Genomic DNA, 20,469 nt, shown 5'->3' with positions numbered 1-20,469 from the left:
TGGTACGGAGGAGTTCTGACGGTGGGTCATCCGAGGGTGACAGCCGGCGCCGCGGGCCGGGGCTCGGCGGCGTCGCCTGCGCTGCGCCGGGTGGAGGCGGTGAGGAGGGTTATCAACAGCCCCATCACCGCGCAGCCGATCCAGATGACCTGGTACGCCTGCTCGGTGGGGATCCTGGTGCGGGTCAGCACCATGGTGCCGAGCACGACGGAGAAGGCCCCGGCGACGACGGAGCCGCCCAGCACCCGGACAGTGTTGTACACGCCTGCGGCGATCCCGGTCGTACCGGCAGGCGCGACCTCGGCCACCAGCGCGGGCATCGCTGCGAGCAGCAGGCCGAAGCCCAGGCCGAAGACGCTGGTCGAGACAGTCACCTCGACGCGATCGGCATGCGCCACTGTCAAGGCGAGGAAGCCCGCCGCCACCAGTACTCCGCCGAGCGAGAGGGAGCCGCGCAGCCCGATCCGGGAGGCGACCCGGCTGTTGGCCGCAGCGCCGACCATGCACAGCGCGGCGGAGGGGAGCGTGACCCAGCCGATGGCCAGCGCGCTCAGGCCCAGTCCGTATCCCGCCTTCTCCGGCTGGGCGCCGAGAAAGGTGGTGAGCGAGGATTGGTTGCCGAACAACGCCATGCCGAAGAGCACCGCGCCGAGCTGCACCGGCCACATCCTGCGGTGTGCCAGCATCCGGAGGTCAATGGCCGGCTCCGGCGCACGGAGCTCCCAGCGGGCCCACAGGACCAGGACGACAGTGCTCACCACGAGCGGGACGACGACCAGGGGCGAGCCCCAGCCCTTGGCCTGGACGGCCATCAGCCCGAACTGCAGGAAGAGCAGGCCGATGCCGATGCCGACAAAGCCCGCGGTGTCGATGCGGCGCGCGGCGCGGGACGCGGACTCCGGGATCAGGAACTGCGTCACCAGGCAGCAAAGGGCGATCATCACCGTTGGGAAGGCAAGGGTGACGGCCAACTCGCCGGTCAGGTCCTGCAGATAGCCGCCGACCAGTCCGCCCAGCGCGACGCCGAGTGATAGCGAGCCGGCCATCAGCCCGATGCCGCGGCGGGCGGCTACGCCGCTCAGCCGGTCGCTGACGATGGCGATCTCCAGCGGAAGCCAGGCCGCCATCGGGGCCAGCAGCAGACGGCCGACCAGGAACAGCGGGTAGTTCGGCGCCAGCACCAGAACGAGACTCGCGGCCAGGGTGCAGACCGCCGCGATGCGCAGCATGCGCCGGTGGCCGTACATGTCGCCAAACTTGGCGAGCACGGGCACGGTCACCGCGGCGCCCAGCAGCGGGACCGCGGACACCCAGGTGACGGCGCCGGGGGTGATGCCGTAGTGCCGGCCGATAGTGGGCAGCAGCGCGGGGAACATGCCCTGGTCGATACCGCTGACCAGTTCGAGAAGCACCATGAAGCCGACCACGACCACAGCCGGTCGGGGCGTCTGCGGTGGGTGCGCGGACAGGTGTGGGGAACTCTGGGTCATCGCGATCCTCGCTCCGAGGTGGCAGTGGGGCGGTCAGCCAGTCGCTGATTGGCGAACAGCGTCGGACTCTCCGGCAAATCCAGCCCGGTTCTGTCGCCAATCCGTCATTGCTAGGCTTTCCAGTGATGGAATCCGTCGACTGGTCCGAAACCGATCTGCAACTGGTCCACGCGCTGCAGATCCATCCGCGCGCACCCTGGAGCCTGGTCGGCGAGGTGCTGGGAGTGAGCCCTGCGACGGTGGCCCGGCGCTGGGCGCGGCTCAACGAGGGTGGACTGGCCTGGGTCACCGGGTACCGGCCGTACGGGCCCAAGAACCCCGACGACCCGGCGGTCGCGATGGTGGTCGCCCGCTGTCTGCCTGCGCGGATGGCCGCGCTTGCTGCGGAGCTCGCCGCCCATCCTGAGTGCATCGCCGTCGAAATCGTCTCCGGCAGCGGCGATCTGGTGCTGTTCGTCGCGACCGCCGACCGTGAGGCCCTGGTCGATTACCTGCTCGGCCGCTTTGCGGCCCTCGACGGGCTGCTGCCGTTCCGGACGCTCTGGGTCACCGGGTTCTTCACCGAGGGAAGCCGGTGGCGGCTTCAGGCCCTCACCCGCGAGCAGGCTCGTGTGCTCAGCACCAAGGCCGGACCCAGGGCCGCCCTGGCCGGCCCCTCGCCCGGCCGTGCGGACCCGCTCGGAGAACGGATCACCGACCTCCTGGCCGAGGACGGCCGGATGCCCTATACGGTGCTCGCTGAGCGGGCGGGGGCCAGCGAGCCGACCGTACGCCGCAAACTGCGCGCCCTGTTGGAGTCGGGACGCCTCGCGCTGCGCTGCGACCTCGCCCCGGAGGCGGCGGGCCGGCCCGTCTTTCTCGCCGTCACAGTCCGGGTGCCAGCCGACCGCATGGAGGCCACCGGCCGCGCCCTGGCACAGCTTCCGGGGATACGGCTGGTGGCCACCGTGGTGGGGGATGCGGACCTGTGTGCCTCCTTCTGGCTGCCCACCATCGCGGATGTGCACCGGCTGGAGCGGATCCTGCTGGAGAAACTGCCGGATCTGCAGCTGGTCGACCGTCTGGTGGGGATGCGGTCGGTGAAACGGGTCGGCCGGCTGCTCGATGCGTCGGGGCGGCTGCGCCGCACGGTCGGCGAATCCCGGGGCCTCCCCCTGAGCGGTGGACACGCTGATACTGGATCTGCTTGATCCGGAGGAGGCCAGAAGACCGCCGATGGAGATGAAGGACTATGCGGACGAGTTCCACCGTGGACAACGCGGCGTGCGCGCCCGCACCTGCTGCTTCACCTCAGCCCTCTCCTCAGCTCCCATCCCGACCGCCGTCGACCCACACACGGTGGAGCGGGCGTGGTTCATGGCGTCCAGAGGGCGCGTCGCTGGCAGAGGGCGTGCGTTGGAGGTCATGGCGGCCATCCAGTGCCGATCTCTGGAGTTCCTCAACTTGGACAGCGGTACTTTCGCCAGCGGACGCGTAGTTGATCAGCGGTGTGACCTGCTTTTGAGCCGTGGGCGGTTGTCATCGTTGGTCATCGCTGAGCGTCCTTCCACGGCCCAGAGACGGCCCAGCGCGGCGCCGACCACCATCGCGTACTGGTGGCGATGGCCCGGACTGTCACGGGGTGAACCGTTCGGGGTGGAAGTCCGCAAGCATCTTGTCTCTCTCCCCGCTGAGGATCTCCGAAGCAAGAAGGCGGCCGATTACCGGCCCGAGTGTGATGCCGCTATGGGAGACGGCTTCGTAGTAGCCCGGCACAGACGGCACTGCTCCCACCGAGGGGAATCCGTCGGCTGGGATCGGTCGGTTGGCCACACATGTCTGTGCGATGCGACCGCTGCCGAGATCGGGAACGACCTGTCGCGCCGATTCGTGGAGCAGCCCTGCGAGTTCCGACGGATCTTCGCCGGTGTCGATGAGTGCGTCGATCTCGCGGCTGTGGAGGACTACCGAAGATTTTCCGTCAGGACGGATCTCGATGTGAGGAGCGTGCATGGCCCGGCGAACCGGGACCTGAGCACAGCCGATCCGCGTGACGACGCCGGGTTCCCGGCGCATCGGCAATTGCCGCGAGACGAGCTCGGCCACGTCGGCAGCGTCGGGGCCCGCCGCGTTCACGACGATGTTGACATCGAGACGACTCCCGTCGGACAGAGCAACTGACCGGATGCTCCCGTCGGCACCGGTGCTGATGTCACGGACTGTGGTGCCGAATCGGTGCTCGGCGCCGGATGCGACGGCCTTGCTCACCAGGCGGCTGACGAGATGACGTCCGTGCACCCAGGCTTCGTCGGGGTAGAACACGACGGGAATGTCGTCGGGCATCGTGAGAGCAGGTTCGAGGCGACGGCGCACCTCGGCCCCCGTGCACACTTCGACCTTGTAGTTCCAGCTAGCCAGCAGCTCCGCTGTTTTCAGGAGCTGTCTCTCTGCTGTGGGATCGGCTGCCCAGCGCAGGTGTCCGTTGGGGTACCACCAGGAGTCCGGCCCGATGGTCCTGGCAAGCTCACGGTGCGCTTCCATACCCGCGACGTTCAGGTCGAAGTAGGACTTGCGCACCGTCTTGTTGCTGGCATTGGCCCACGAGAAGGACCAGTTGGTGACTCCTTCACCTGGCTGGCCTGCGTCGATGAAGACCACTTTGACGCCGCGCCGGGACAGGTTCCAGCCCACGCTGGCTCCGAGGACGCCTACTCCGACGACAGCAACTCGTTCAGGCTTCACGAACGCGCTCTTCCCCCTCCCAGCTCGCAGCAACCCACCACTCACCCCAGCTCCCATCCCGTCCGCCGTCGACCCACACACCGTGGAACGGGCGTGGTTCATGGCGTCCAGGTGGAGCGCGCCACTGTACGAACGACCTGGACGCCATGGGCCGCGTCTGCTCGGCTCTGCCTGGGTCGACGGCGGACTGGATGGGAGCCCCCAACGCACGCCACAATGAGCCCGTGGACGGGAACGATGGCCCCTCCACCCCCGGTGCCGGCCGATCCCCCGCCGGAGGCATCATCTTGTGCCCGCGGATGACGTCCCGACCTTGCCCGCATGCACGCAGCGCGCCGCCGGGCGCGGCCAGCCGGGGCGCAGACAGGAGGCAGGCCGCGCCGCAGAGGCGGCGCGCGCCCGCGCTGTGCGCGGGCCTTGATGAAGTAGAGAAAGTTCTATCGCGCTGCCCGGCTCAGAGCGCTGTCCGGTCCCGGTAGATGCCTGACACCTCGATCCCAGCTGATGGTTGACAGTGTCTGTGGCCGCGAGTTTTGAGAAGACTGAGACTGGTGTCGCACGGCACGGCATGTAGCGGATACTCCTGGGACCGCTCCGTTCACACGGAGGGAGCTATCCAGCTTGGGGGGGGACAGTGGGCTGGTTGTCGCGCCGAAAGAAGCCACCTGCGGTGGAGGAGTGGCAGGCACCGCAGTGGCCCGCTGATTGGGTGGAGCTCTCGCCTCTTGCCCGCATCCAAGCGATCGCGGCCACGGTGACTGATGGCACGACCGCCCGGCGTGAGGACCTGCGTCCGCTGACGGTCAAAGTCATTCGCGAGGTCGAAGACGATCAACCCGCGTCATTGAGCGAGGCCTATCGGTCGTTTCTGTCTGTGATGGGCGGCGGTGCGGGTCGGCTCTTCCGTGGCAGCGATGTCTACCACCCTGATGTGATGGGGCTGTGGCAGGCGGCGCAGGAGCTTCTTGCGGAGAACGGCTCACCCTTCGAACTGGCGACTTCGGACCGTGTGTTCTTTATGCACCAGGGCTACCAGTTCTGGTTCCTGCGCGGCTCAGATCCGGACCCCGAAGTCTGGGCATACAACGAAGGCTCCAACGGTGATGTTCCTCTGCGTGAGGAAGCATGCTTCACCGATTGGCTGCGGGATGTGGCGCAAGGCGAGATGCAGCAGTGGGCGCATCTCGTGCCGTGGTACGAGGCCCAACGGAAGACCGGGATGGTCACCTTCCAACGGATCCACCCGGACGGCAGCGTCACCGAAGAGTTCTGATCGCCTCGGAAGGGATGAGCGCGCTCCTACCTGGAGCGGCCGGTCACGTTGCAGTGGCGGATCAGAGCCACGGGCACGGCAATGTGGGCCGTTTGACCAAGTCCACCGTCAGGCATCACCTGGGACCAAAACGTCGCACATCAACTGGGACTAGACAGCCCGGCTCAGAGCGCAAAGGATCTCCTTTCGGCCGGGCTACTTGACGGCGGTGTCGATGACGGGCGCGAGCAGGCTGTCGGCGAGGAGGTAGCCGCCGAGGAGGTAGCCGCCGAGGAGGAGCACGGCTGACCTGGGCGACCGGGTCGGACTACGTCTTCACCACTCGCACCGGACGCCCGGTCGAGCCGCGCAACGTGTACCGCTCGTTCACGCGCGTCGCCCAGTCGGCCGGCATCCGGGTCGTTCGTCTCCACGACGCCCGGCACGGCACGGCCACCCTTCTCACGGCGGCCGGAGTCGCGCCCCGCGTCGTGATGGAGATCCTCGGGCATTCACAGATCAGCATCACCATGGACGTCTATACGCACGTCGTCCAGGACACCCAGCGCGAGGCCATGAGCCACATGGACCGGCTGCTCAGGAAGCGTCCCGGTCGTCAGTGACCGCCCCCGTTGATGTCAGACGTAGATGTCAAAGGCCACCTACCAAGATCGGTAGGTGGCCTTTTGGCTGGTGCCCCCGGCAGGATTCGAACCTGCGACACCCGCTTTAGGAGCGAGGTTGGGCGATCATCCGTGTGACCTGCGAGGCGTGGCCAAGGGTCAAGAGCAGCGGTCTACGCCGCTGTTCCTCCTGAGTTCCCGTGAGTACCCGTCTGTTCTGGCACGAGAGTGGCACGGGACCAGGCAAGTCGTGCTCTATGCAGATGCTGGGAAGCATGGGCTGTCGCGAAGGTTGCGGGACTTCACCGCCGTACCGCAACTGACGATCAGTGCGACAACAGACGCTGCGCCGACGTACGCGTCGACTGCTTCTGCGAACGGGCGCCATGCGATGACCAAGACCGCGATGACTGTGATGACCCACGGTTGAGGGGCAAGGTTTGACAGATCCCATGGCGCTCGGGTCAAACTCATTCTGGGCCTCCAGCAGGCTCATTGCCCATCACGCAGCCCTCGTTGGGAAGCTTGTGCTGCGTGATGGGCTCTCTGATGTTCAGTGCCATGGTGGCCTCTCGCTGAGGCAAGGCAGTCGACATTGAGAAGCCGATTAGTGGTGCTGCGGAGGCATCCAAGCTCACTTCCTGAGCATTGCAATGCCATGCCTAATCAGCCACCGGTTGAACGTTCCTACCTGGACGTTTAGGTTGCGTTCGGCCTTGGCCTCGTAGCCAGGCCAGGCTAGTTGGCAGATCAGAGGGCTTTCGCGGAGTTCGCGGAGTTCGCAGAGTTTGCAGAGCTTGCAGTAAATCCAAGCGAACTATGGCTGGAAAACGCGCATGCCGAGTGAGGTGGGTCGGGTCAGTGGACATCGCGGTCGGTGGAGTCTCAATGGGCGAGTCAAGCTTGGAGCGATCTTGAAAACCGTCGTGGCGCGAGTCACCGTGGGTTCAAATCCCACACCCACCGCGTAGCAGGTCAGAGGTTAGGGATAGCTGCGATGCTCAACCATGTGGCTGACCAGGCGCATTGGGGGCGCACGTTGTTCTGGTCTTTGTTCAGTGCGCCCATGGCCGTCATGGTTCGCTGCCGTACCCGTACCGCCTTTGAGCTGGCGTTCGGACCCGCGCGGACGTCTCTGAACGGGCGTACACATAGTCGGAAGGGCGTTGAGAGGTCTCCTGCTCGCTCGCGCAGCACGAGGCCCCAGGGGCCAGGTCCTTCACGACCTCTAAAGGCACGCCCCGACGAACTCGGTGAAACGGCCGGTGTCTGCGAAGTAGTTCGGGTAGGCGTCGCGCAGCTGGCTGATCCGGGCGATGTTGATGAGCACCGCGTCCAGGTTTTCGTCGTCCAATGCCTCCAGCTCGGTGATCCGGGCCTCTGCGGCGGCCAGCGTCTCGTGCACCGTCACGGTGAGCTGTCCCTCGTTCCGCAAGAGCTCGAGGGTCAGGGTGTTCCGGCGGTCCGTCTTGGCGTGCTCACCCACGATCGCCGCGTAGCCCTGTAGCCGCTCCAGAACGCCGACGCTCGCCTCCAGGCGCGCCAACTCGGCCGCCAATTCCTCTCGCGTTCCCTCGGCGCTGGGTACTGGAGTGGTGCCTTCCTCGTACGCCATGAGGGAGCCGACCAAGACGAAGAACCTGAGCAGTTCCTCGTCGCCCTTCCCGTACTTGAGCTCGCTGCCCGAGAACAGGTCCATGGTCTCGATGGCGGTCGCCCAGGCATGCTGGAGCTGCGTGCGAACCTGCAGCTCGATCTTCAGGCCGTGGTATTCCGTCTTCGAGGCTCCGTACTCATACACCAGGTGAACACCCCGGTAGCCGGAGTCGCGCGGCCCCGGTTCATCACGCAGGTAGTCGTAAACCTTCGTGACGTGATTCTTGCTCCGTGGCAATTCCTCCAGGATGCTGACCAACTTGTCCACCTCGGCGACGGTGTCGAAGACCACCCGGCAGCCCCCCAAGTCCTGCATGGTGGTCACGCTCATCGTGGGATGGCGCTTCAGCTTGTCGAGGATCGTGGGCAGGCGCTTCCGGCGCTCGGCCACGACGGCGTTCGGGTTCACGTCGAGCGCTCGCTTCCGCACGGTCGTGGTCACCGCGTTCAGAGGAAAGGCGTGGGCGAGACGGTAGTTGCTCAGGACCTCCCGCGCCTCCCGGATCTCCTCGGGCGTACCCGTCCCCTCCCCGATCGTCCGGCTTGCGCGTCGGACGCGCTTCTTCGAGTTCTCGGGGACCACCCACTTCTTCATGGTCGCGACCGTACAGGGCCGCGCCGACGCTCGCCTGCGGTTATCACACCGGTCAATTCAGCGCTTTCCGCAGATTGCGGAGACGGCCCGGCGGCTACCAGTCGATACGGACACTGGGAGGCGGGGTTTTTGTACAGTCTCCGGGTCGGGCGCTCAGGCGGCGAAGCCGATGTTCATGACGTGGCTCGCTTCCCGGGGCATCCGGCACCGTCTCGCCCGCAAGGGTGTCGAGTCCTCCCGGCATCTGGGCCGGCACCGCTGGCTTGTGGAGCGGACCGTGTCCTGGCTGTCCGGCTGCCGACGCCTGCACCGCCGCTTCGAGCGCAAGCCGGAACACTTCCTGGCCTTCACCGCCATCGCCGCGACCCTCAAATGCCACCGCAGACTCACCAAGTGAAATGACGTCTAAGGGGCAGGAGGGAGAGCGCTCGAAGGGGCGCGTGGCCATCCTCTGGCCAACAAGACGCTTGTGACGTGCGTGGGTTGGCCTGCCGTGCAGGTCAGAGGCCCTTTTGGTACGGGTAACCGGATGGTCTTGAAAACCGTCGTGGCGCGAGTCACCGTGGGTTCAAATCCCACACCCACCGCCCAGGTTGAAGGCCCCTGACCAGCAGCACCGGTCGGGGGCCTTCGTCATGCGCGCTGCCCGTTGGTGGCCGTGATTCCCCGTGAGTCCCCGGTCTTTCGGGCACGCGAGGGGCACGACCGTGGGCCATGTGTGGGCCAGCAGATCCACACGGTCTGAACTGGGTGTCAGTGCCGCGTGAGAGCCTCCCGGGCATGAGTTACGACTTGGCTGTTTGGGAAGGCGAGAGACCTGCGGACGACAAGGCTGCCGCACGGATCTTCCGGGACCTCTATGACCACTACATCGACACAGACGTTGATCACCCGCCGACCGACCGTATGGCCAAGTACGTCGTCGGACTGCTCGACCGCTGGTGCGACTTGACCGAGGACGAAGACGAGACATCGCCCTGGTCAACCGGGCCCTTGATCGGCGAGGCCCGCGGCCCGTTCATCTACTTCCCGATGGTCTACAGCATGGCCGAAGAAGCCTCCGCCTTCGCGGCGTCACTGGCACAGTCCATGGGCCTGGTCTGCTTCGATCCTCAACACAACATGTTGAGGCCCTGATGAGGTGTCCTCGGCGACTGGGGGGAGAGTTAGCGATCACATCCCACCCTGACCCACCACTCTCCCCAGCTCCCATCCCGTCCGCCGTCGACCCACACGTCTGTGGAGCGGGCGTGGTGCATGGCGTCCAGGTGGAGCGCGCCACTGTACGAACGACCTGGACGCCATGGGCCGCGTCTGCTCGGCTCTGCCTGGGTCGATGGTGGACGGGATGGGAGCCCACCACGCTCGCCACGATGTGCCCGCGGCCGGGAACGGCGCCCCCTCCCACCCGGTGCCGGCCGATCCCCCGCCGGAGGCATCGTCTGTGACCGTGGGCCGCGATGGTCGGGTGCTCGTCTCATGTCCTCCGGGCCTATCCACAGTGGGCGGGTGTCGGCGCAGCCGGGGCGGAGCGGGCCGAAGGCAGGAGCGGCGCCCCGAGCGGAGCCGGGAAGCCCGCCCGGCGGAGCGGAGCGCAGCCGGGTGCTTGATGAAGTAGGGAAAGTTCTATCGCGCTGGGTGGCCGTGCTCGGCTCGGTACTCGTCGAACAGGCTGAAGAACAGGTCCAGGGGCTCCTGGCCGACCGCCTGCGCCTCGCGCTCAATCTCCGCCGCCCAGCCCAACGCGCTGTGACGGCCACGCCGTTGCCATAGCCAATTGGAGAAGAGGCCTTGGCTTCCCGGACTCCAGAAGGGCCAGTCTGCGTCAATACCGTGCGGGTTTAGCGCGATGCGGTAGCCCATCAGCATCGAATCAAGGTGCAGCAGCGAGCTGCCACGCACCCACATCCCTGGGCGCAGGCGGATCTCGTCGAGAAGGTCGTAGACGTCGCGGATCTCGTTCGCATGCCTCGGAACGCGGCGCGGCTCATCACGTGCCGGCATGTCTGTTGCCCTACTGGGGGAGGAGCTGTCGGCCGTCGTGGCTCCGCACATGGGGGCCTGCACCATCGAGGGCATCCAAGAGCCGGATCGAGTAGACCTCGCCCATGTACTGCGTGACCTCGTCGGGCGTCAGCCACTCAACGGCCGTCGACTCACTCGACGTTCGCTCGACACCGCCCGCGGGCTTGCAGCGGAACACCAGGGCCACGACGCCTCGGGTCGTGTTCTTGTAGACCCCGGTTAGCTCGTCTACCTCGACGTGGATGCCGGTCTCTTCCCAGACCTCACGGCGTACGCCTGCCTCCGGCGTCTCTTCGAGTTCGAGCACACCACCGGGAAGTTCCCAGTGACCGTTGTCCGCGCGGCGGATCGCCAACAGTCGGCCGTCATCGCGGACCACCACTCCGGCTACGGACACGGAGTGCAGTGGCGTTGACTGGCCTTCCTGGGCGCTGTTACTCATGTACAGGAGCATAGGAGGAAGAGAAGGACTATGGGAACTGCAGCAGGAGAGGGGAGGGCCGTACCTCGGTACGTGCAGATCGCTGACGACATCGTTCAGCAGATCAGGGGCGGTGTCCTCAAGCCCGGAGAGATGGTGCCGAGTGAGTCGGAGCTGGTCGATCGCTATGGGGTATCGGGCGGCACGATCCGTAAGGCCATGGTCGAGGTGCGGGCCAGCGGGCTCGTGGAGACCCGACACGGCAAGGGCTCGATCGTGAAGGACCGACCGCCGGTGCGGCATCGCTCCTCGGATCGCTTCCGCCGATCGCACCGCCAGGGCGGCAAGGCTGCCTACCTCGCCGAGTCCGCGCAGTCCGGCGCAACAGCAAAGGTCAGCGTTCTCTATATCGGGCCCATGGAGGCCCCGGAGGATGCGGCCGAGCGCCTCGGTGTTTCGGCCGGCACTCAGGTCCTCGCGCGTCGGCGCCTCTACTTCCGCAACGGCACTCCGGTCGAAACGGCTTCCTCCTACCTTCCGTGGGACGTCGTGAAGGACATCCCCGAGCTGTTCGCCGAGAACCCCGGCGGTGGCGGCATCTACGCCCGACTCGAAGACCACGGGCACGAGTTCGCCGAGTTCGTCGAGACACTGCAAGCGCGGCCGGCCTCCAAGGCGGAGGCATCCGAACTGGCGCTTAGCCCCGGTGCGCCAGTGGTTCACCTGATCCGTGAGGCCCGTACGACCGAAGGTCGCGTGGTCGAGGTGTGCGACACCCTCATGGCCGCTGACCAGTTCGTTTTCGAGTACCGGATCCCCGCAGCCGACTGACGCGCGCTCAACTCCTCACAGCCCGCCGTGACTTATCTGTCGCGGCGGGTTGACTCATGTATAGGAGTGATGCACTCTTCTTCATGTCACTCATGTACATGAGTGACGGAGTCCAGCCTCTATATAGGAGTGATCCGCTGTGCGTCAGATCCCCGTCGACACCTCCACCGCCACCGTCATGGTCGCCAAGACCCCGCAGACCAAGATCAAGGACCGCCGGACCGGTGAGATCGCCCTGGACGCCGAGACCGGCGGCAAGTTGATGACCGTGGACGTGATGTTCGCGGCCAACGACGAGGTGGAGATCCTGTCCGTCACCGTTCCCGAGACCGGCGTCTCCGACGAGCTGGCCATGGGCACCCCGGTCGCGCTCACCGGGCTGATCGCCCGGCCGTGGGAGAACGAGTTCAACGGTCAGAAGCGGCACGGCATCGCCTTTCGCGCCGTCGCCGTCACCTCGCTCGTTGCTGGCGCGGCCAAGGCCAAGGCGGCCTGATCATGGGCGAGTTCATCGTCATCGTGCTCGTGGTGGTGGCCGTCGCCGCAGGTCTTCTGCGGTGGCGGCGCCCCGCCTGGTACTGGCTCTGCTTCGGCGCCGTACTCGCCTCAGTGCGGCTCCTGGTCCGCTACACCTCGGTGATGGAGGCCTGCGGACTCACGGTCCCGCCCTCGCGCTGGCGCCTCGCACTCGCCCGGATAGCCAACCGGACCGTTCCGGAGTCGCGTTCGCCGCGCATTCTGCGCCTGCGCCCGACCCGGACCGGCCTCGTCTTACGACTCAGGCTCCGCCCCGGCCAGGACGCCTTCGACTTCTCCGCCGCCACCGACCGACTGCGCCACTCGTTCGGGATGTACGGCGTCAGCTCCCGTGAACTGCGCTCCGGTGTCGTCGAGTTGCGCATGACCGGCTACGACGTTCTCCAACGGGTCCAGATGCCCGCCCCCAAGACCTCCGGAAGCACGTCACCGCTCCGCGTCCCGGTCGCCCTGCGCGAGGACGGAGCGATCCACTACCGCGACTACCGCGCCGTTCCGCACGGCCTGACCCTCGGCGCCACCGAGTCCGGCAAGTCCGTCTACCAGCGCAACCTCGTCTGCGGCCTCGCCCCGCTCGACGTCGCTCTGGTCGGCATCGACTGTAAACAGGGAGTCGAGCTCTTCCCGCTCGCCCGCCGTTTCTCGGCGCTGGCCGACAACCCGGACACCGCGCTCGATCTCCTCGAAGCTCTCGTGTCCCACATGGCCGACGTCTACCAGCTCATACGCGCTGAACAGCGCGTCAGCGTCGCCGTCCCGGACGCGGAGATCGCTGCCGACATCTGGGACCTGCCCGCCGACCTGCGCCCGACCCCGGTCGTCGTCTTGGTCGACGAGGTTGCCGAACTCGCCCTCTTCGCCAGCAAGGACGAGGAGAAGCGCCGCGACCGCATCATCACTGCCCTGGTCCGTCTCGCCCAGCTCGGCCGCGCGGCCGGCATCTACCTGGAGATCTGCGGTCAGCGCTTCGGCTCCGAACTCGGCAAGGGCATCACGATGCTCCGCGCCCAGCTCACCGGTCGTACCGCCCACCGCGTCAACGATGAGACCAGCGCCAACATGGCCTTCGGCGACATCTCGCCGGACGCCGTGATCTCCGCCATTCAGATCTCACCCGACACCCCCGGCATCGCCGTCGCCGGTGACTCGACCGGCGGCTGGGCCCGCATCCGCGCCCCGCACACCTCGCTGCGTGACGCCGTGAACCTCTGCAACGCCCACGCCGACCGCGCCCCGGACCTTCCCGCGCTCGCCGCCTTCCGGCCTGCCGTCGCCGCGTCCTCCCCGGCCACCGTGCCACTCACCAAGGCCGCCCCGGTCACGGCCTGACCCCCTCCGCTCCACGGTCGGTGCGACCGCCCCGCGCCAGCTCCCTACCCCGCCCATGCCGAAATCAGGAGGCCAACCCATGGACGCCAACGAGGACTTCGCCCGCACCGCCGCCCTCCTCGGCGCGCTGGACCTCTACGAGCGGCGCTACGAGACCGACGCCGCGTTCGTCCAGGTCCTCGCCCCCGCGCTCGCCCTGTCCCTCCCGATCGGGGTCCTGCCGCCCATGCCGTACCGCGACGCCGACGACCCCACGGAGGACTGACCCATGGCGGCCCGCACCGTGCTCCGCCCGGACGCCGTCCTCGTCCAGGCCGTCATTGCCGGAGCCCTCTCCTTCGCCCACCTCCACGACCTGGCCGCCGCTGCCGGACAAGACGGCTGGAAGGCATGGGCCTACCCGGTCAGCGTCGACCTGCTCCTGGTCGCCGCCTGGCGCCGACTCCGTGCCGACCGCCGCTCCCGGCTCGCCTGGTGCTGGTTCGCCGTCGCGCTGTTCGCCTCGCTCGGCGCCAACGTCGCCACAGCCGGACTGCTCGACATCCAGCACCCGCCCGCCTGGCTCCGGATCGGAGTCGCTGGATGGCCCGCGATCGCCTTCCTCGGCGGCACGCTCCTCGCCCACACCACCGCTTCGACACCGACCGCGCCAGTTCCGCCGGCACCCACGGCCGCCCCGCACCCCGAACCCGAGATCCAGGAGCCGACACCTCCCACCCCGGAGGCCGTCGAGACCCGGGCCCGCGAGGAAGCCCCGGCCCTACCGGCCGCCGTCGATCCCGCGGATCCCGCCCCCGCCGTCCCGGCCGCCCTCGTCGCCCACGCCCGCAAGGTCGCCGACGACCACCAGATCCGTACCGGTAGCGCAATCGACACCGACACCCTGCGTTCCCGCCTCGGTGTCCCGCCCCAGCTGGCCGACGCCATCGCCGCCCAACTCACCTGATCTGAAGGGAGAACCACCGTGCCCGCTCACGACCACTTCCACTCGGTGATGCAGATCGGCCCGGTTCAGATCGGCACCCACCGCGACCGCCACGGCCACACCAAGCACGCCGCCGTGTGCACCGCCGACCGCTGCGGCTGGTCCTCGGACTACTCCAGCCAGTCCGCCGCCCAGCTCGCCGCCCGCACCCACCGCTGCAAGGTCCGCTGAGGAGATCGCCATGGACGTACCGCTCTGGTTCTTCGTCGCCTGCGTGGGCGTGGTCGGCATCAAGCTCATCCGCCCGCCCTGGTGGCTCGTCGCCCTGCTGCTTCTCGGCGGCTACCTCCTCGCCGACAGCCTCCTAGCCCCGGCCATCGACACCGCCGTCAAGTAACCGCTCACCGAAGGGAGAACGCTCCGATGCTGCTGCGCCCCAAGGTCCCGACCATGCCCGCCCCGAGCGGCCAAGTCACCCCGCCCGCCGTCATCGAACCGACCACCATCACCCCGGCCGCCCCGACGCCCACGCCGACCGTCGCGCCGGCCTCGAACCGCCCCACGATTCAGCTCACGTCCGGCGGCCTGATCACCCTCGTCGTCGGCGGCACGACCGTCGTCCTCGTCCTGGGCGCAGTCCTGGTCTCGATGCTCCTCGCGGTCGCCATCACCGCCGGATCGACCGCCATCACCGCGCTCGTCATCCGCTCGCTCATGAACAGCGGCACCAAACGCCGCTGACCGGCCCCCGGGCGGCCTGATACCGCCAAGCATCCACCGCCCGGGCGCCGTGCCCCCACCGATCCAAGAACCGGAAGGAACCGCCAGCATGACTCACCGCACCCGCCCTCCGTCCCGGATCTGCGCATCCTGCGACGGCTTCGCCTCCGCCGCCGTCACCCTCGGCGGCCGCGACCGGCACGGCCACCTGCGCACCATCACCGCCCACTGCACGGCCTGCGACGGCACCGGCCTTGTCCGCCGTAACCGCACCGCACAGGAGGGCGCCCGTGCCTGACACGCTGCTCGACCCGACCACCCTCGGCGACCTGCTGAGGGTGGCCTCGGCCTCCGACTTCGACCGCTGGCAGGACCAGATCCGCCGCACCGGCGGCTGCTCCGACCCCATCCACCTCACCGGCTGGACCCTCACCAAGGACAAGACCACCGGCGAGACCCTGCACCACTACTCCACCGAAACCGAACCCGGCGGCCGCCTCCGCCTCGCCTGCGGCAACCGCCGCGCCTCCCGCTGCCCCTCCTGCGCCTGGACCTACGCGGGCGACACCTACCACCTCATCCGCGCAGGCCTCGCCGGAGACGACAACCGCGACATCCCCTCCACGGTCCGCGACCACCCCCGCGTCTTCGCCACTCTCACCGCCCCGTCCTTCGGCCCGGTCCACAACCGCCCCGACCGAGGCGTCTGCCGCTGCGGCACTCGCCACGTCGCAGACGTCTCGGCGCTGGGCACGGCTCTCGATCCGACGACGTACGACTACGCCGCCGCCGTCCTCTTCAACAACCACGCGGGCGACCTGTGGATGCGCTTCACGACCCGCCTACGCCGCGAGATCGCCGCCCGCGCCGGCCTTTCCCAACGAGAGCTGAAGGAGTCGGCCCGGCTCTCGTACGGCAAGGTCGCCGAGTTCCAAAAACGCGGCGCCCTGCACTTCCACGCGGTGATCCGCATCGACGGCCCGGAAGGACCCGAGACGACGCCGCCGTCCTGGGCCACGGTCACGCTCCTCACCGACGCGATCCACGCAGCTGCCTCGCACAGCTACACATCGGTGTCCGTCCCGGCCGCCGCCGACCAACCGGCCCGCACCTTCCGCTGGGGCAAGCAGCTCGACGTACGCCCCGTCAAAGCCTTCGGTGACGGCTCCGACATCACCGAGCAGGCGGTCGCCTCCTACGTCGCGAAGTACGCCACCAAAGCCGCCGAGAACACCGGCACCCTGGACCGCCGCATCGGCGAACTCTCCGAGCTCGACCGCCACCAGGTCCCCGACCACACCCGCCGCCTGATCGAAGCCTGCAAGTACCTCGACCCGCTCTACCCGGACCGCCGCCTGTGGGCCTGGGCTCACATGCTCGGCTTCCGGGGCCACTTTTCCTCCAAGTCCCGCCGCTACTCGACCACCCTCGGCGAACTCCGCCAGGCCCGCGCCGACTTCCGCGCCGCCCAAGAACGCGAAGCGCTCGGCACGCCCGACTTCGAACCGGACACCGTCCTCGTCCTGGCCGACTGGCAATACGCCGGCCATGGCCACACCCCCGGCGAATCAGCCCTCGCCGCCACCATCGCCCGCGGCCTTCAACTCAACCGCGAGACCGCTCGCGAAGCACGTGCCGAGTCTGCTCATGAAGGGAAGTGGTGACCATGGACCGCTTGCTCACCGTGCAACAGGTCGCCGAACTGCTGGGCACGGGTGTCCGCTTCCCTCGACGCCTGATCGAGGAGCGTCGGATCACCTTCGTGAAGGTCGGGCGGCACGTTCGCATACCCGAGACGGCCGTATCCGAGTTCGTCGCTGAGCGCACCGTTCAGCCGATCGCTGTGCGTCCTGCGGCACTGAGGAGGGTTGCCTGATGGCGAACAACCAGGGCAAGCGCCGCCGCTTCGGCGCTGTCCGTCAGCTCAAGTCCGGCCGCTGGCAGGCCCGCTTCCGCGACCCTGGCACGGGACAGCTCCGCAGTGCAGACGAGACCTACGCGACCAAGAGGGACGCCGAGGTAGCGCTGACGCACATCGAGGCGGACATCACGCGCGGACAGTGGTCCGACCCGGATGCGGGCAAGGTGCTCTTCGGGCCCTATGCCGCGGCTTGGCTCAAGGACCGCACACTCGCCGACCGCACCCGAGAGCGTCACGAGTCGGTGGTCCGGCTCCACATCCTCCCCACCTTCGGGGCTCGTCCGGTCTCCTCGATCACGACGGCTCAGATTCGGGCCTGGCGCACCGGTCGGCTCGCCATCGTGGGGGAGCCCACCGTGGTGAAGGCGTACCAGATCATGCGCGCGATCCTTAATACGGCGGTGGATGACGAGCTGATCCGGCGGAACCCGTGCCGCATCAAGGGAGCCGACCGCTACGACGTCCCCGAGCGGCCCATTCTCAGCGTGTCCGAGGTGTATGCCCTCGCGGACGCGATGGCCCCGCGTTACCGCCTGCTCGTCCTGCTCGCCGCGTTCACGGGGCTGCGCTTCGGCGAGCTGGCCGCCTTGCGGACCCGGGATATCGACACGGCAAACGGTGCGCTCATGGTCCGTCGCTCGCAGGCGGAGATGCAGACCGGGGCCCTGTTCGACAAGGCGCCCAAGTCCGCCGCTGGCGTCCGCCCGGTCGCCTACCCGAGCGAACTGCGAGTGGACGTGGAACGACACCTCGTCCACTTCGCTGGGCCTGGCCGTGATGGTCATGTCTTCCTCGGCCCTCAAGGCGGTCAGCTGCGGCGGAGCAACTTCCGTGACGACTGGATCAAGGCTCGGAAGAAAGCCAAGATCACCGCAGACGTCCACTTCCATGACCTTCGGCACACAGGGAACAATCTCGCCGCCTCCGGGGCGAGCCTGCGGGAGCTCATGACGAGGATGGGCCACAGCACCTCGCGCGCCGCGCTGATCTATCAGCACATGGTCAGCGGACGTGATCGGGAGATCGCCGACCGGCTCGGATCGATGATCCGTAAGGCACGAGGTGACACGGACTCGTAGCGCACGTTGTGGCACGTGTGTGGCACGGCCGCGATCATGACGAAGGGCCAGTTCGAGAGGATCAAGCCTCCGAACTGGCCCTTCTGTCGGTGCCCCCGGCAGGATTCGAACCTGCGACACCCGCTTTAGGAGAGCGGTGCTCTATCCCCTGAGCTACGAAGGCGTGCGACCACTGACAGGGTAGCGGATGCGATCGTCGGGGCTCGCTCGTGTTTCGCGGTCCGGGCCGAGGCCGGATCCGGGGCGGGTCGAGGTGGTCGGCGCCGGAGGTCTCGCGGAGATCTTGGGGATCCCCCTGTGACACGCGCCACCGGCGACGTAGCGTCCGTAACGCCTAACGCCTAACGCCTAACGCCTAACGCCTAACGCCTAACGCCTAACGCCTGTGGATCGTGAACGCCTGAAGATCGTGTCCGGCCAGTTGGAAGGGGCCTTGTCCATGGAGCCGCAACCCGCCGACCCCGCTGTCGACCTGCTCACCGCACCCGGCGCACCCTTCGCCGTCGTGCGCGGCGAGAGCGGTGGGCCCGAGTACGCCGACGGGCCGCGGACCCTGCGTGAGTTCGTCGAGACGACCTGGGCCTACGGGGACACGCCCTTCCTGATCGCCGCGAGCGGGCGGCTCACCTACGGGGAGTTCTTCGCCGAGGCGTCCGCGCTCGCCCGCCGCTTCGTGGACGTGTACGGGCTGCGGCCCGGCGACCGTGCCGTGGTCGCCATGCGCAACCACCCCGAGTGGCAGATCGCCTTCTGGGCCGCCCAGTTGGCGGGCCTGGTAGCCGTTCCGCTGAATGCCTGGTGGACCGCCGGCGAGTTCACGTACGCCCTCGACGACTGCGAGCCGGGCGTGCTGCTCGTCGACGGCGAGCGGCTGGAGCGCGTCCAGCCGTGGCTGGCCGGGAGGGAGGGGGAGGCGCGGCCTTGGACCCTCGTCTTCCATCACGACGGCGACCTCCCCGGCGCCCGGGCCGAGCGGTACGAGGACCTGCCCGTCGCCGATCCCGCGCTCGGGCCGCCCGACGTCGACGTCCGGCCCGACGACGACGCCACCATCATCTACACCTCCGGGACCACCGGGCGGCCCAAGGGAGCTGTCGCCACGCACCGCGCACATGTCGGCGCCATCGCCAACCCCCGTTATTTCGCGGCCCTTTCGGCTCTGCGGCGTGGGCAGATTCCCGGGCAGGGGCCCACGCCCGTCGCCCTGCTCACCTTCCCTTTCTTCCATGTCGCCGCGTTCACCGGGTTCTACGCGGCGATGGCGGCGGGCGGCACGCTCGTCCTGCTGCGCAAGTGGGACGCGGCCAAGGCGCTCCAGGCGATCCGGGAGCACGGGATCACCAACTACGGCGGTGTGCCCGCGACCGCGCTGCAACTGCTGGAGGCCGCCGAGGCCGCGGGCGACGAGATGCCGACGCTCACCATGTTCAACACCGGCGGCGCCGCCGCGCCGCCCGACCTGGTGGCCCGCCTCACCGCCCGGTTCGGGGAGCGGGTGGAGCCCCGTAACGGATATGGCCTGACGGAGACGCTCGGCGGGGTCACCGCCAACTTCGGTGCGGAGTACCGGGCCCACCCGGAGAGCGTGGGCAGGCCCGCGCCGGCCGTGGAGGTGCGGGTCGCCGGGCCCGGCGGCGAGGCTGTCGCCGACGGCGAGGTGGGGGAGCTGTGGCTGCGCGGGCAGTCGGTGATACGCGGTTACTGGCGCGACGAGGCGGCGACAGCCGCGGCCTTCGCGCCGGGCGGCTGGTTCAGGACCGGGGATCTGGCGACGCTGCGGGACGGGCGGGTCAGCGTGGTCGACCGGATCAAGGACATGGTGATCCGGGGTGGCGAGAACGTGTACTGCGTGGAGGTGGAGGCCGTCCTGCACGACCATCCGGACGTCCTCGACGCGGCGGTGCTCGGCGTGCCGCACCCCGTGCTCGGCGAGGAGGTCGCCGCGGTCGTGCAGGTACGGCCCGGGTCGGAGCTGGACGCCGACGCGGTCAGGGCGCACGTCGCCAAGTCGCTCGCGGCGTTCAAGGTCCCGGCGCACGTGCTCCTGCGGGACGCCCCGCTCCCGCGCAACGCCACGGGCAAGCTCCTGAAGCGGGAGCTGCGCGGGCCGGTGGGCGAGGCCGTCCGCCCGGCGCCGGGTGCGCCCACTGCCTCCGCCTAGGCCAGGTCGCCTCCGCGTGACCTGCACCCGGTGATCCCCTGGTTTGAGGCAGGTCGTGTGCGGGTGACCAGCTTTCTGTGGTCTCCCTGGTGTGGGTCAGGCCGTGTGTGCGTGACCGGCACCCCGTGGTCCCCCTGGCCCGGGCTGCGTCGCTTCCGCGTGACCGGCGCCCGGTGGTCCCCC

At 68.3% G+C, this 20,469-nt stretch carries 21 protein-coding genes, 2 tRNA genes and 2 pseudogenes; 19 read left to right on the top strand and 6 right to left on the bottom strand.

Annotated features, from left to right (window positions below):
• Positions 1–26: 26 nt before the first annotated feature.
• Positions 27–1,490, bottom strand: coding sequence for an MFS transporter (locus LGI35_RS20650; protein WP_227295292.1), 1,464 nt, complete (start codon positions 1,488–1,490; stop codon positions 27–29).
• Positions 1,491–1,615: 125 nt separating this feature from the next.
• On the opposite strand from LGI35_RS20650, the gene LGI35_RS20645 reads away from it, so the two are divergent.
• Entirely contained in the window at positions 1,616–2,680 is a 1,065-nt protein-coding gene (locus tag LGI35_RS20645) for an Lrp/AsnC family transcriptional regulator (RefSeq protein ID WP_227295291.1), read from the top strand.
• A 424-nt stretch (positions 2,681–3,104) separates the two neighbouring features.
• On the opposite strand, the gene LGI35_RS20640 is transcribed toward LGI35_RS20645, so the two are convergent.
• On the bottom strand, positions 3,105–4,268 hold the full coding sequence (locus tag LGI35_RS20640) for an NAD(P)/FAD-dependent oxidoreductase (protein WP_423835772.1): 1,164 nt from the start codon (positions 4,266–4,268) through the stop codon (positions 3,105–3,107).
• Between the two features lie 613 nt (positions 4,269–4,881).
• Between LGI35_RS20640 and LGI35_RS20635 the strand changes: the two genes are divergently transcribed.
• The 3 genes and pseudogenes from LGI35_RS20635 to LGI35_RS20625 all read left to right on the top strand — a co-directional run bounded on the left by LGI35_RS20635 (position 4,882) and on the right by LGI35_RS20625 (position 7,052).
• Positions 4,882–5,484: an SMI1/KNR4 family protein gene (locus LGI35_RS20635; protein WP_227295286.1), complete on the top strand. Its 603-nt coding sequence runs from the start codon at positions 4,882–4,884 to the stop codon at positions 5,482–5,484.
• 302 nt (positions 5,485–5,786) lie between these two features.
• Positions 5,787–6,086: pseudogene (locus tag LGI35_RS20630) on the top strand (tyrosine-type recombinase/integrase); the annotation flags it as partial.
• Between the two features lie 847 nt (positions 6,087–6,933).
• Positions 6,934–7,052 (top strand) — tRNA-Ser (locus LGI35_RS20625).
• 262 nt (positions 7,053–7,314) lie between these two features.
• Here the strand turns inward: LGI35_RS20625 and LGI35_RS20620 are convergent.
• Complete coding sequence (locus LGI35_RS20620) at positions 7,315–8,337, bottom strand: RelA/SpoT domain-containing protein (RefSeq protein ID WP_227295284.1); 1,023 nt, start codon at positions 8,335–8,337, stop codon at positions 7,315–7,317.
• A 181-nt stretch (positions 8,338–8,518) separates the two neighbouring features.
• Between LGI35_RS20620 and LGI35_RS20615 the strand changes: the two are divergent.
• Both LGI35_RS20615 and LGI35_RS20610 read left to right on the top strand, forming a co-directional pair.
• A pseudogene (locus LGI35_RS20615) lies at positions 8,519–8,734 on the top strand (IS5/IS1182 family transposase); the annotation flags it as partial.
• A 383-nt stretch (positions 8,735–9,117) separates the two neighbouring features.
• A complete protein-coding gene (locus LGI35_RS20610) occupies positions 9,118–9,474 on the top strand; it encodes a hypothetical protein (RefSeq protein WP_227295283.1) in 357 nt (118 codons plus the stop codon).
• Between the two features lie 489 nt (positions 9,475–9,963).
• Here the strand turns inward: LGI35_RS20610 and LGI35_RS20605 are convergent, their stop codons facing one another.
• A complete protein-coding gene (locus LGI35_RS20605) occupies positions 9,964–10,341 on the bottom strand; it encodes a hypothetical protein (RefSeq protein ID WP_227295282.1) in 378 nt (125 codons plus the stop codon).
• A 10-nt stretch (positions 10,342–10,351) separates the two neighbouring features.
• The gene (locus LGI35_RS20600) at positions 10,352–10,816 is read right to left on the bottom strand and encodes an NUDIX hydrolase (protein WP_227295281.1); all 465 of its coding nucleotides are present in this window, start codon (positions 10,814–10,816) and stop codon (positions 10,352–10,354) included.
• An 18-nt stretch (positions 10,817–10,834) separates the two neighbouring features.
• On the opposite strand from LGI35_RS20600, the gene LGI35_RS20595 reads away from it, so the two are divergent.
• The 12 genes from LGI35_RS20595 (at position 10,835) to LGI35_RS20540 (ending at position 18,125) form a co-directional block, all read left to right on the top strand.
• Positions 10,835–11,614, top strand: coding sequence for a GntR family transcriptional regulator (locus LGI35_RS20595; RefSeq protein ID WP_227295280.1), 780 nt, complete (start codon positions 10,835–10,837; stop codon positions 11,612–11,614).
• A gap of 139 nt (positions 11,615–11,753) precedes the next feature.
• Complete coding sequence (locus LGI35_RS20590) at positions 11,754–12,110, top strand: SCO3933 family regulatory protein (RefSeq protein ID WP_227295279.1); 357 nt, start codon at positions 11,754–11,756, stop codon at positions 12,108–12,110.
• 2 nt (positions 12,111–12,112) lie between these two features.
• The gene (locus LGI35_RS20585; RefSeq protein WP_227295278.1) at positions 12,113–13,480 is read left to right on the top strand and encodes an FtsK/SpoIIIE domain-containing protein; all 1,368 of its coding nucleotides are present in this window, start codon (positions 12,113–12,115) and stop codon (positions 13,478–13,480) included.
• Positions 13,481–13,559: 79 nt separating this feature from the next.
• Entirely contained in the window at positions 13,560–13,745 is a 186-nt protein-coding gene (locus LGI35_RS20580) for a hypothetical protein (protein ID WP_227295277.1), read from the top strand.
• A gap of 3 nt (positions 13,746–13,748) precedes the next feature.
• Complete coding sequence (locus LGI35_RS20575) at positions 13,749–14,426, top strand: DUF2637 domain-containing protein (protein WP_227295276.1); 678 nt, start codon at positions 13,749–13,751, stop codon at positions 14,424–14,426.
• A gap of 18 nt (positions 14,427–14,444) precedes the next feature.
• Entirely contained in the window at positions 14,445–14,636 is a 192-nt protein-coding gene (locus LGI35_RS20570) for a mobile element transfer protein (protein ID WP_227295275.1), read from the top strand.
• 10 nt (positions 14,637–14,646) lie between these two features.
• The gene (locus tag LGI35_RS20565) at positions 14,647–14,802 is read left to right on the top strand and encodes a hypothetical protein (protein WP_227295273.1); all 156 of its coding nucleotides are present in this window, start codon (positions 14,647–14,649) and stop codon (positions 14,800–14,802) included.
• A gap of 29 nt (positions 14,803–14,831) precedes the next feature.
• On the top strand, positions 14,832–15,146 hold the full coding sequence (locus LGI35_RS20560; RefSeq protein WP_227300404.1) for a SpdD-like protein: 315 nt from the start codon (positions 14,832–14,834) through the stop codon (positions 15,144–15,146).
• Positions 15,147–15,234: 88 nt separating this feature from the next.
• Positions 15,235–15,423 carry a hypothetical protein gene (locus tag LGI35_RS20555; RefSeq protein ID WP_227295272.1) on the top strand — a complete coding sequence of 63 codons (189 nt, stop codon included), beginning with the start codon at positions 15,235–15,237 and terminating at the stop codon, positions 15,421–15,423.
• Positions 15,416–16,789, top strand: coding sequence for a replication initiator protein RepSA (gene repSA / locus LGI35_RS20550; protein WP_227295271.1), 1,374 nt, complete (start codon positions 15,416–15,418; stop codon positions 16,787–16,789). The genes LGI35_RS20555 and repSA overlap by 8 nt, the downstream gene beginning before the upstream one ends.
• 2 nt (positions 16,790–16,791) lie before the next feature.
• On the top strand, positions 16,792–17,001 hold the full coding sequence (locus LGI35_RS20545) for a helix-turn-helix domain-containing protein (protein ID WP_227295270.1): 210 nt from the start codon (positions 16,792–16,794) through the stop codon (positions 16,999–17,001).
• Entirely contained in the window at positions 17,001–18,125 is a 1,125-nt protein-coding gene (locus LGI35_RS20540; protein ID WP_227295268.1) for a tyrosine-type recombinase/integrase, read from the top strand. The genes LGI35_RS20545 and LGI35_RS20540 overlap by 1 nt, the downstream gene beginning before the upstream one ends.
• 90 nt (positions 18,126–18,215) lie before the next feature.
• On the opposite strand, the gene LGI35_RS20535 is transcribed toward LGI35_RS20540, so the two are convergent.
• A tRNA-Arg gene (locus LGI35_RS20535) sits at positions 18,216–18,288 on the bottom strand.
• A gap of 276 nt (positions 18,289–18,564) precedes the next feature.
• Here LGI35_RS20535 and LGI35_RS20530 point away from each other — a divergent pair.
• Positions 18,565–20,286 (top strand): class I adenylate-forming enzyme family protein, encoded by a 1,722-nt coding sequence (locus LGI35_RS20530; RefSeq protein WP_227295266.1) that lies wholly within the window; start codon positions 18,565–18,567, stop codon positions 20,284–20,286.
• Positions 20,287–20,469 lie beyond the last annotated feature (183 nt).

The organism is Streptomyces longhuiensis (assembly GCF_020616555.1).
In the GTDB taxonomy this organism is placed as follows: domain Bacteria; phylum Actinomycetota; class Actinomycetes; order Streptomycetales; family Streptomycetaceae; genus Streptomyces; species Streptomyces longhuiensis.
The sequence above is the reverse complement of the archived record's forward strand: the minus strand, read 5'-3'. Positions and strand labels throughout refer to the sequence as shown.

What these genes read in the sequence shown, in the direction of transcription:
- LGI35_RS20650 (WP_227295292.1), bottom strand. Translation starts at nt 1,490, where the DNA reads ATGACCCAGAGTTCCCCACACCTGTCCGCGCACCCACCGCAGACGCCC.
- LGI35_RS20645 (WP_227295291.1), top strand. Translation starts at nt 1,616, where the DNA reads ATGGAATCCGTCGACTGGTCCGAAACCGATCTGCAACTGGTCCACGCG.
- LGI35_RS20640 (WP_423835772.1), bottom strand. Translation starts at nt 4,268, where the DNA reads ATGGGAGCTGGGGTGAGTGGTGGGTTGCTGCGAGCTGGGAGGGGGAAG.
- LGI35_RS20620 (WP_227295284.1), bottom strand. Translation starts at nt 8,337, where the DNA reads ATGAAGAAGTGGGTGGTCCCCGAGAACTCGAAGAAGCGCGTCCGACGC.
- LGI35_RS20610 (WP_227295283.1), top strand. Translation starts at nt 9,118, where the DNA reads ATGAGTTACGACTTGGCTGTTTGGGAAGGCGAGAGACCTGCGGACGAC.
- LGI35_RS20605 (WP_227295282.1), bottom strand. Translation starts at nt 10,341, where the DNA reads ATGCCGGCACGTGATGAGCCGCGCCGCGTTCCGAGGCATGCGAACGAG.
- LGI35_RS20600 (WP_227295281.1), bottom strand. Translation starts at nt 10,816, where the DNA reads ATGCTCCTGTACATGAGTAACAGCGCCCAGGAAGGCCAGTCAACGCCA.
- LGI35_RS20595 (WP_227295280.1), top strand. Translation starts at nt 10,835, where the DNA reads ATGGGAACTGCAGCAGGAGAGGGGAGGGCCGTACCTCGGTACGTGCAG.
- LGI35_RS20585 (WP_227295278.1), top strand. Translation starts at nt 12,113, where the DNA reads ATGGGCGAGTTCATCGTCATCGTGCTCGTGGTGGTGGCCGTCGCCGCA.
- LGI35_RS20580 (WP_227295277.1), top strand. Translation starts at nt 13,560, where the DNA reads ATGGACGCCAACGAGGACTTCGCCCGCACCGCCGCCCTCCTCGGCGCG.
- LGI35_RS20575 (WP_227295276.1), top strand. Translation starts at nt 13,749, where the DNA reads ATGGCGGCCCGCACCGTGCTCCGCCCGGACGCCGTCCTCGTCCAGGCC.
- LGI35_RS20565 (WP_227295273.1), top strand. Translation starts at nt 14,647, where the DNA reads ATGGACGTACCGCTCTGGTTCTTCGTCGCCTGCGTGGGCGTGGTCGGC.
- LGI35_RS20555 (WP_227295272.1), top strand. Translation starts at nt 15,235, where the DNA reads ATGACTCACCGCACCCGCCCTCCGTCCCGGATCTGCGCATCCTGCGAC.
- LGI35_RS20545 (WP_227295270.1), top strand. Translation starts at nt 16,792, where the DNA reads ATGGACCGCTTGCTCACCGTGCAACAGGTCGCCGAACTGCTGGGCACG.
- LGI35_RS20540 (WP_227295268.1), top strand. Translation starts at nt 17,001, where the DNA reads ATGGCGAACAACCAGGGCAAGCGCCGCCGCTTCGGCGCTGTCCGTCAG.
- LGI35_RS20530 (WP_227295266.1), top strand. Translation starts at nt 18,565, where the DNA reads ATGGAGCCGCAACCCGCCGACCCCGCTGTCGACCTGCTCACCGCACCC.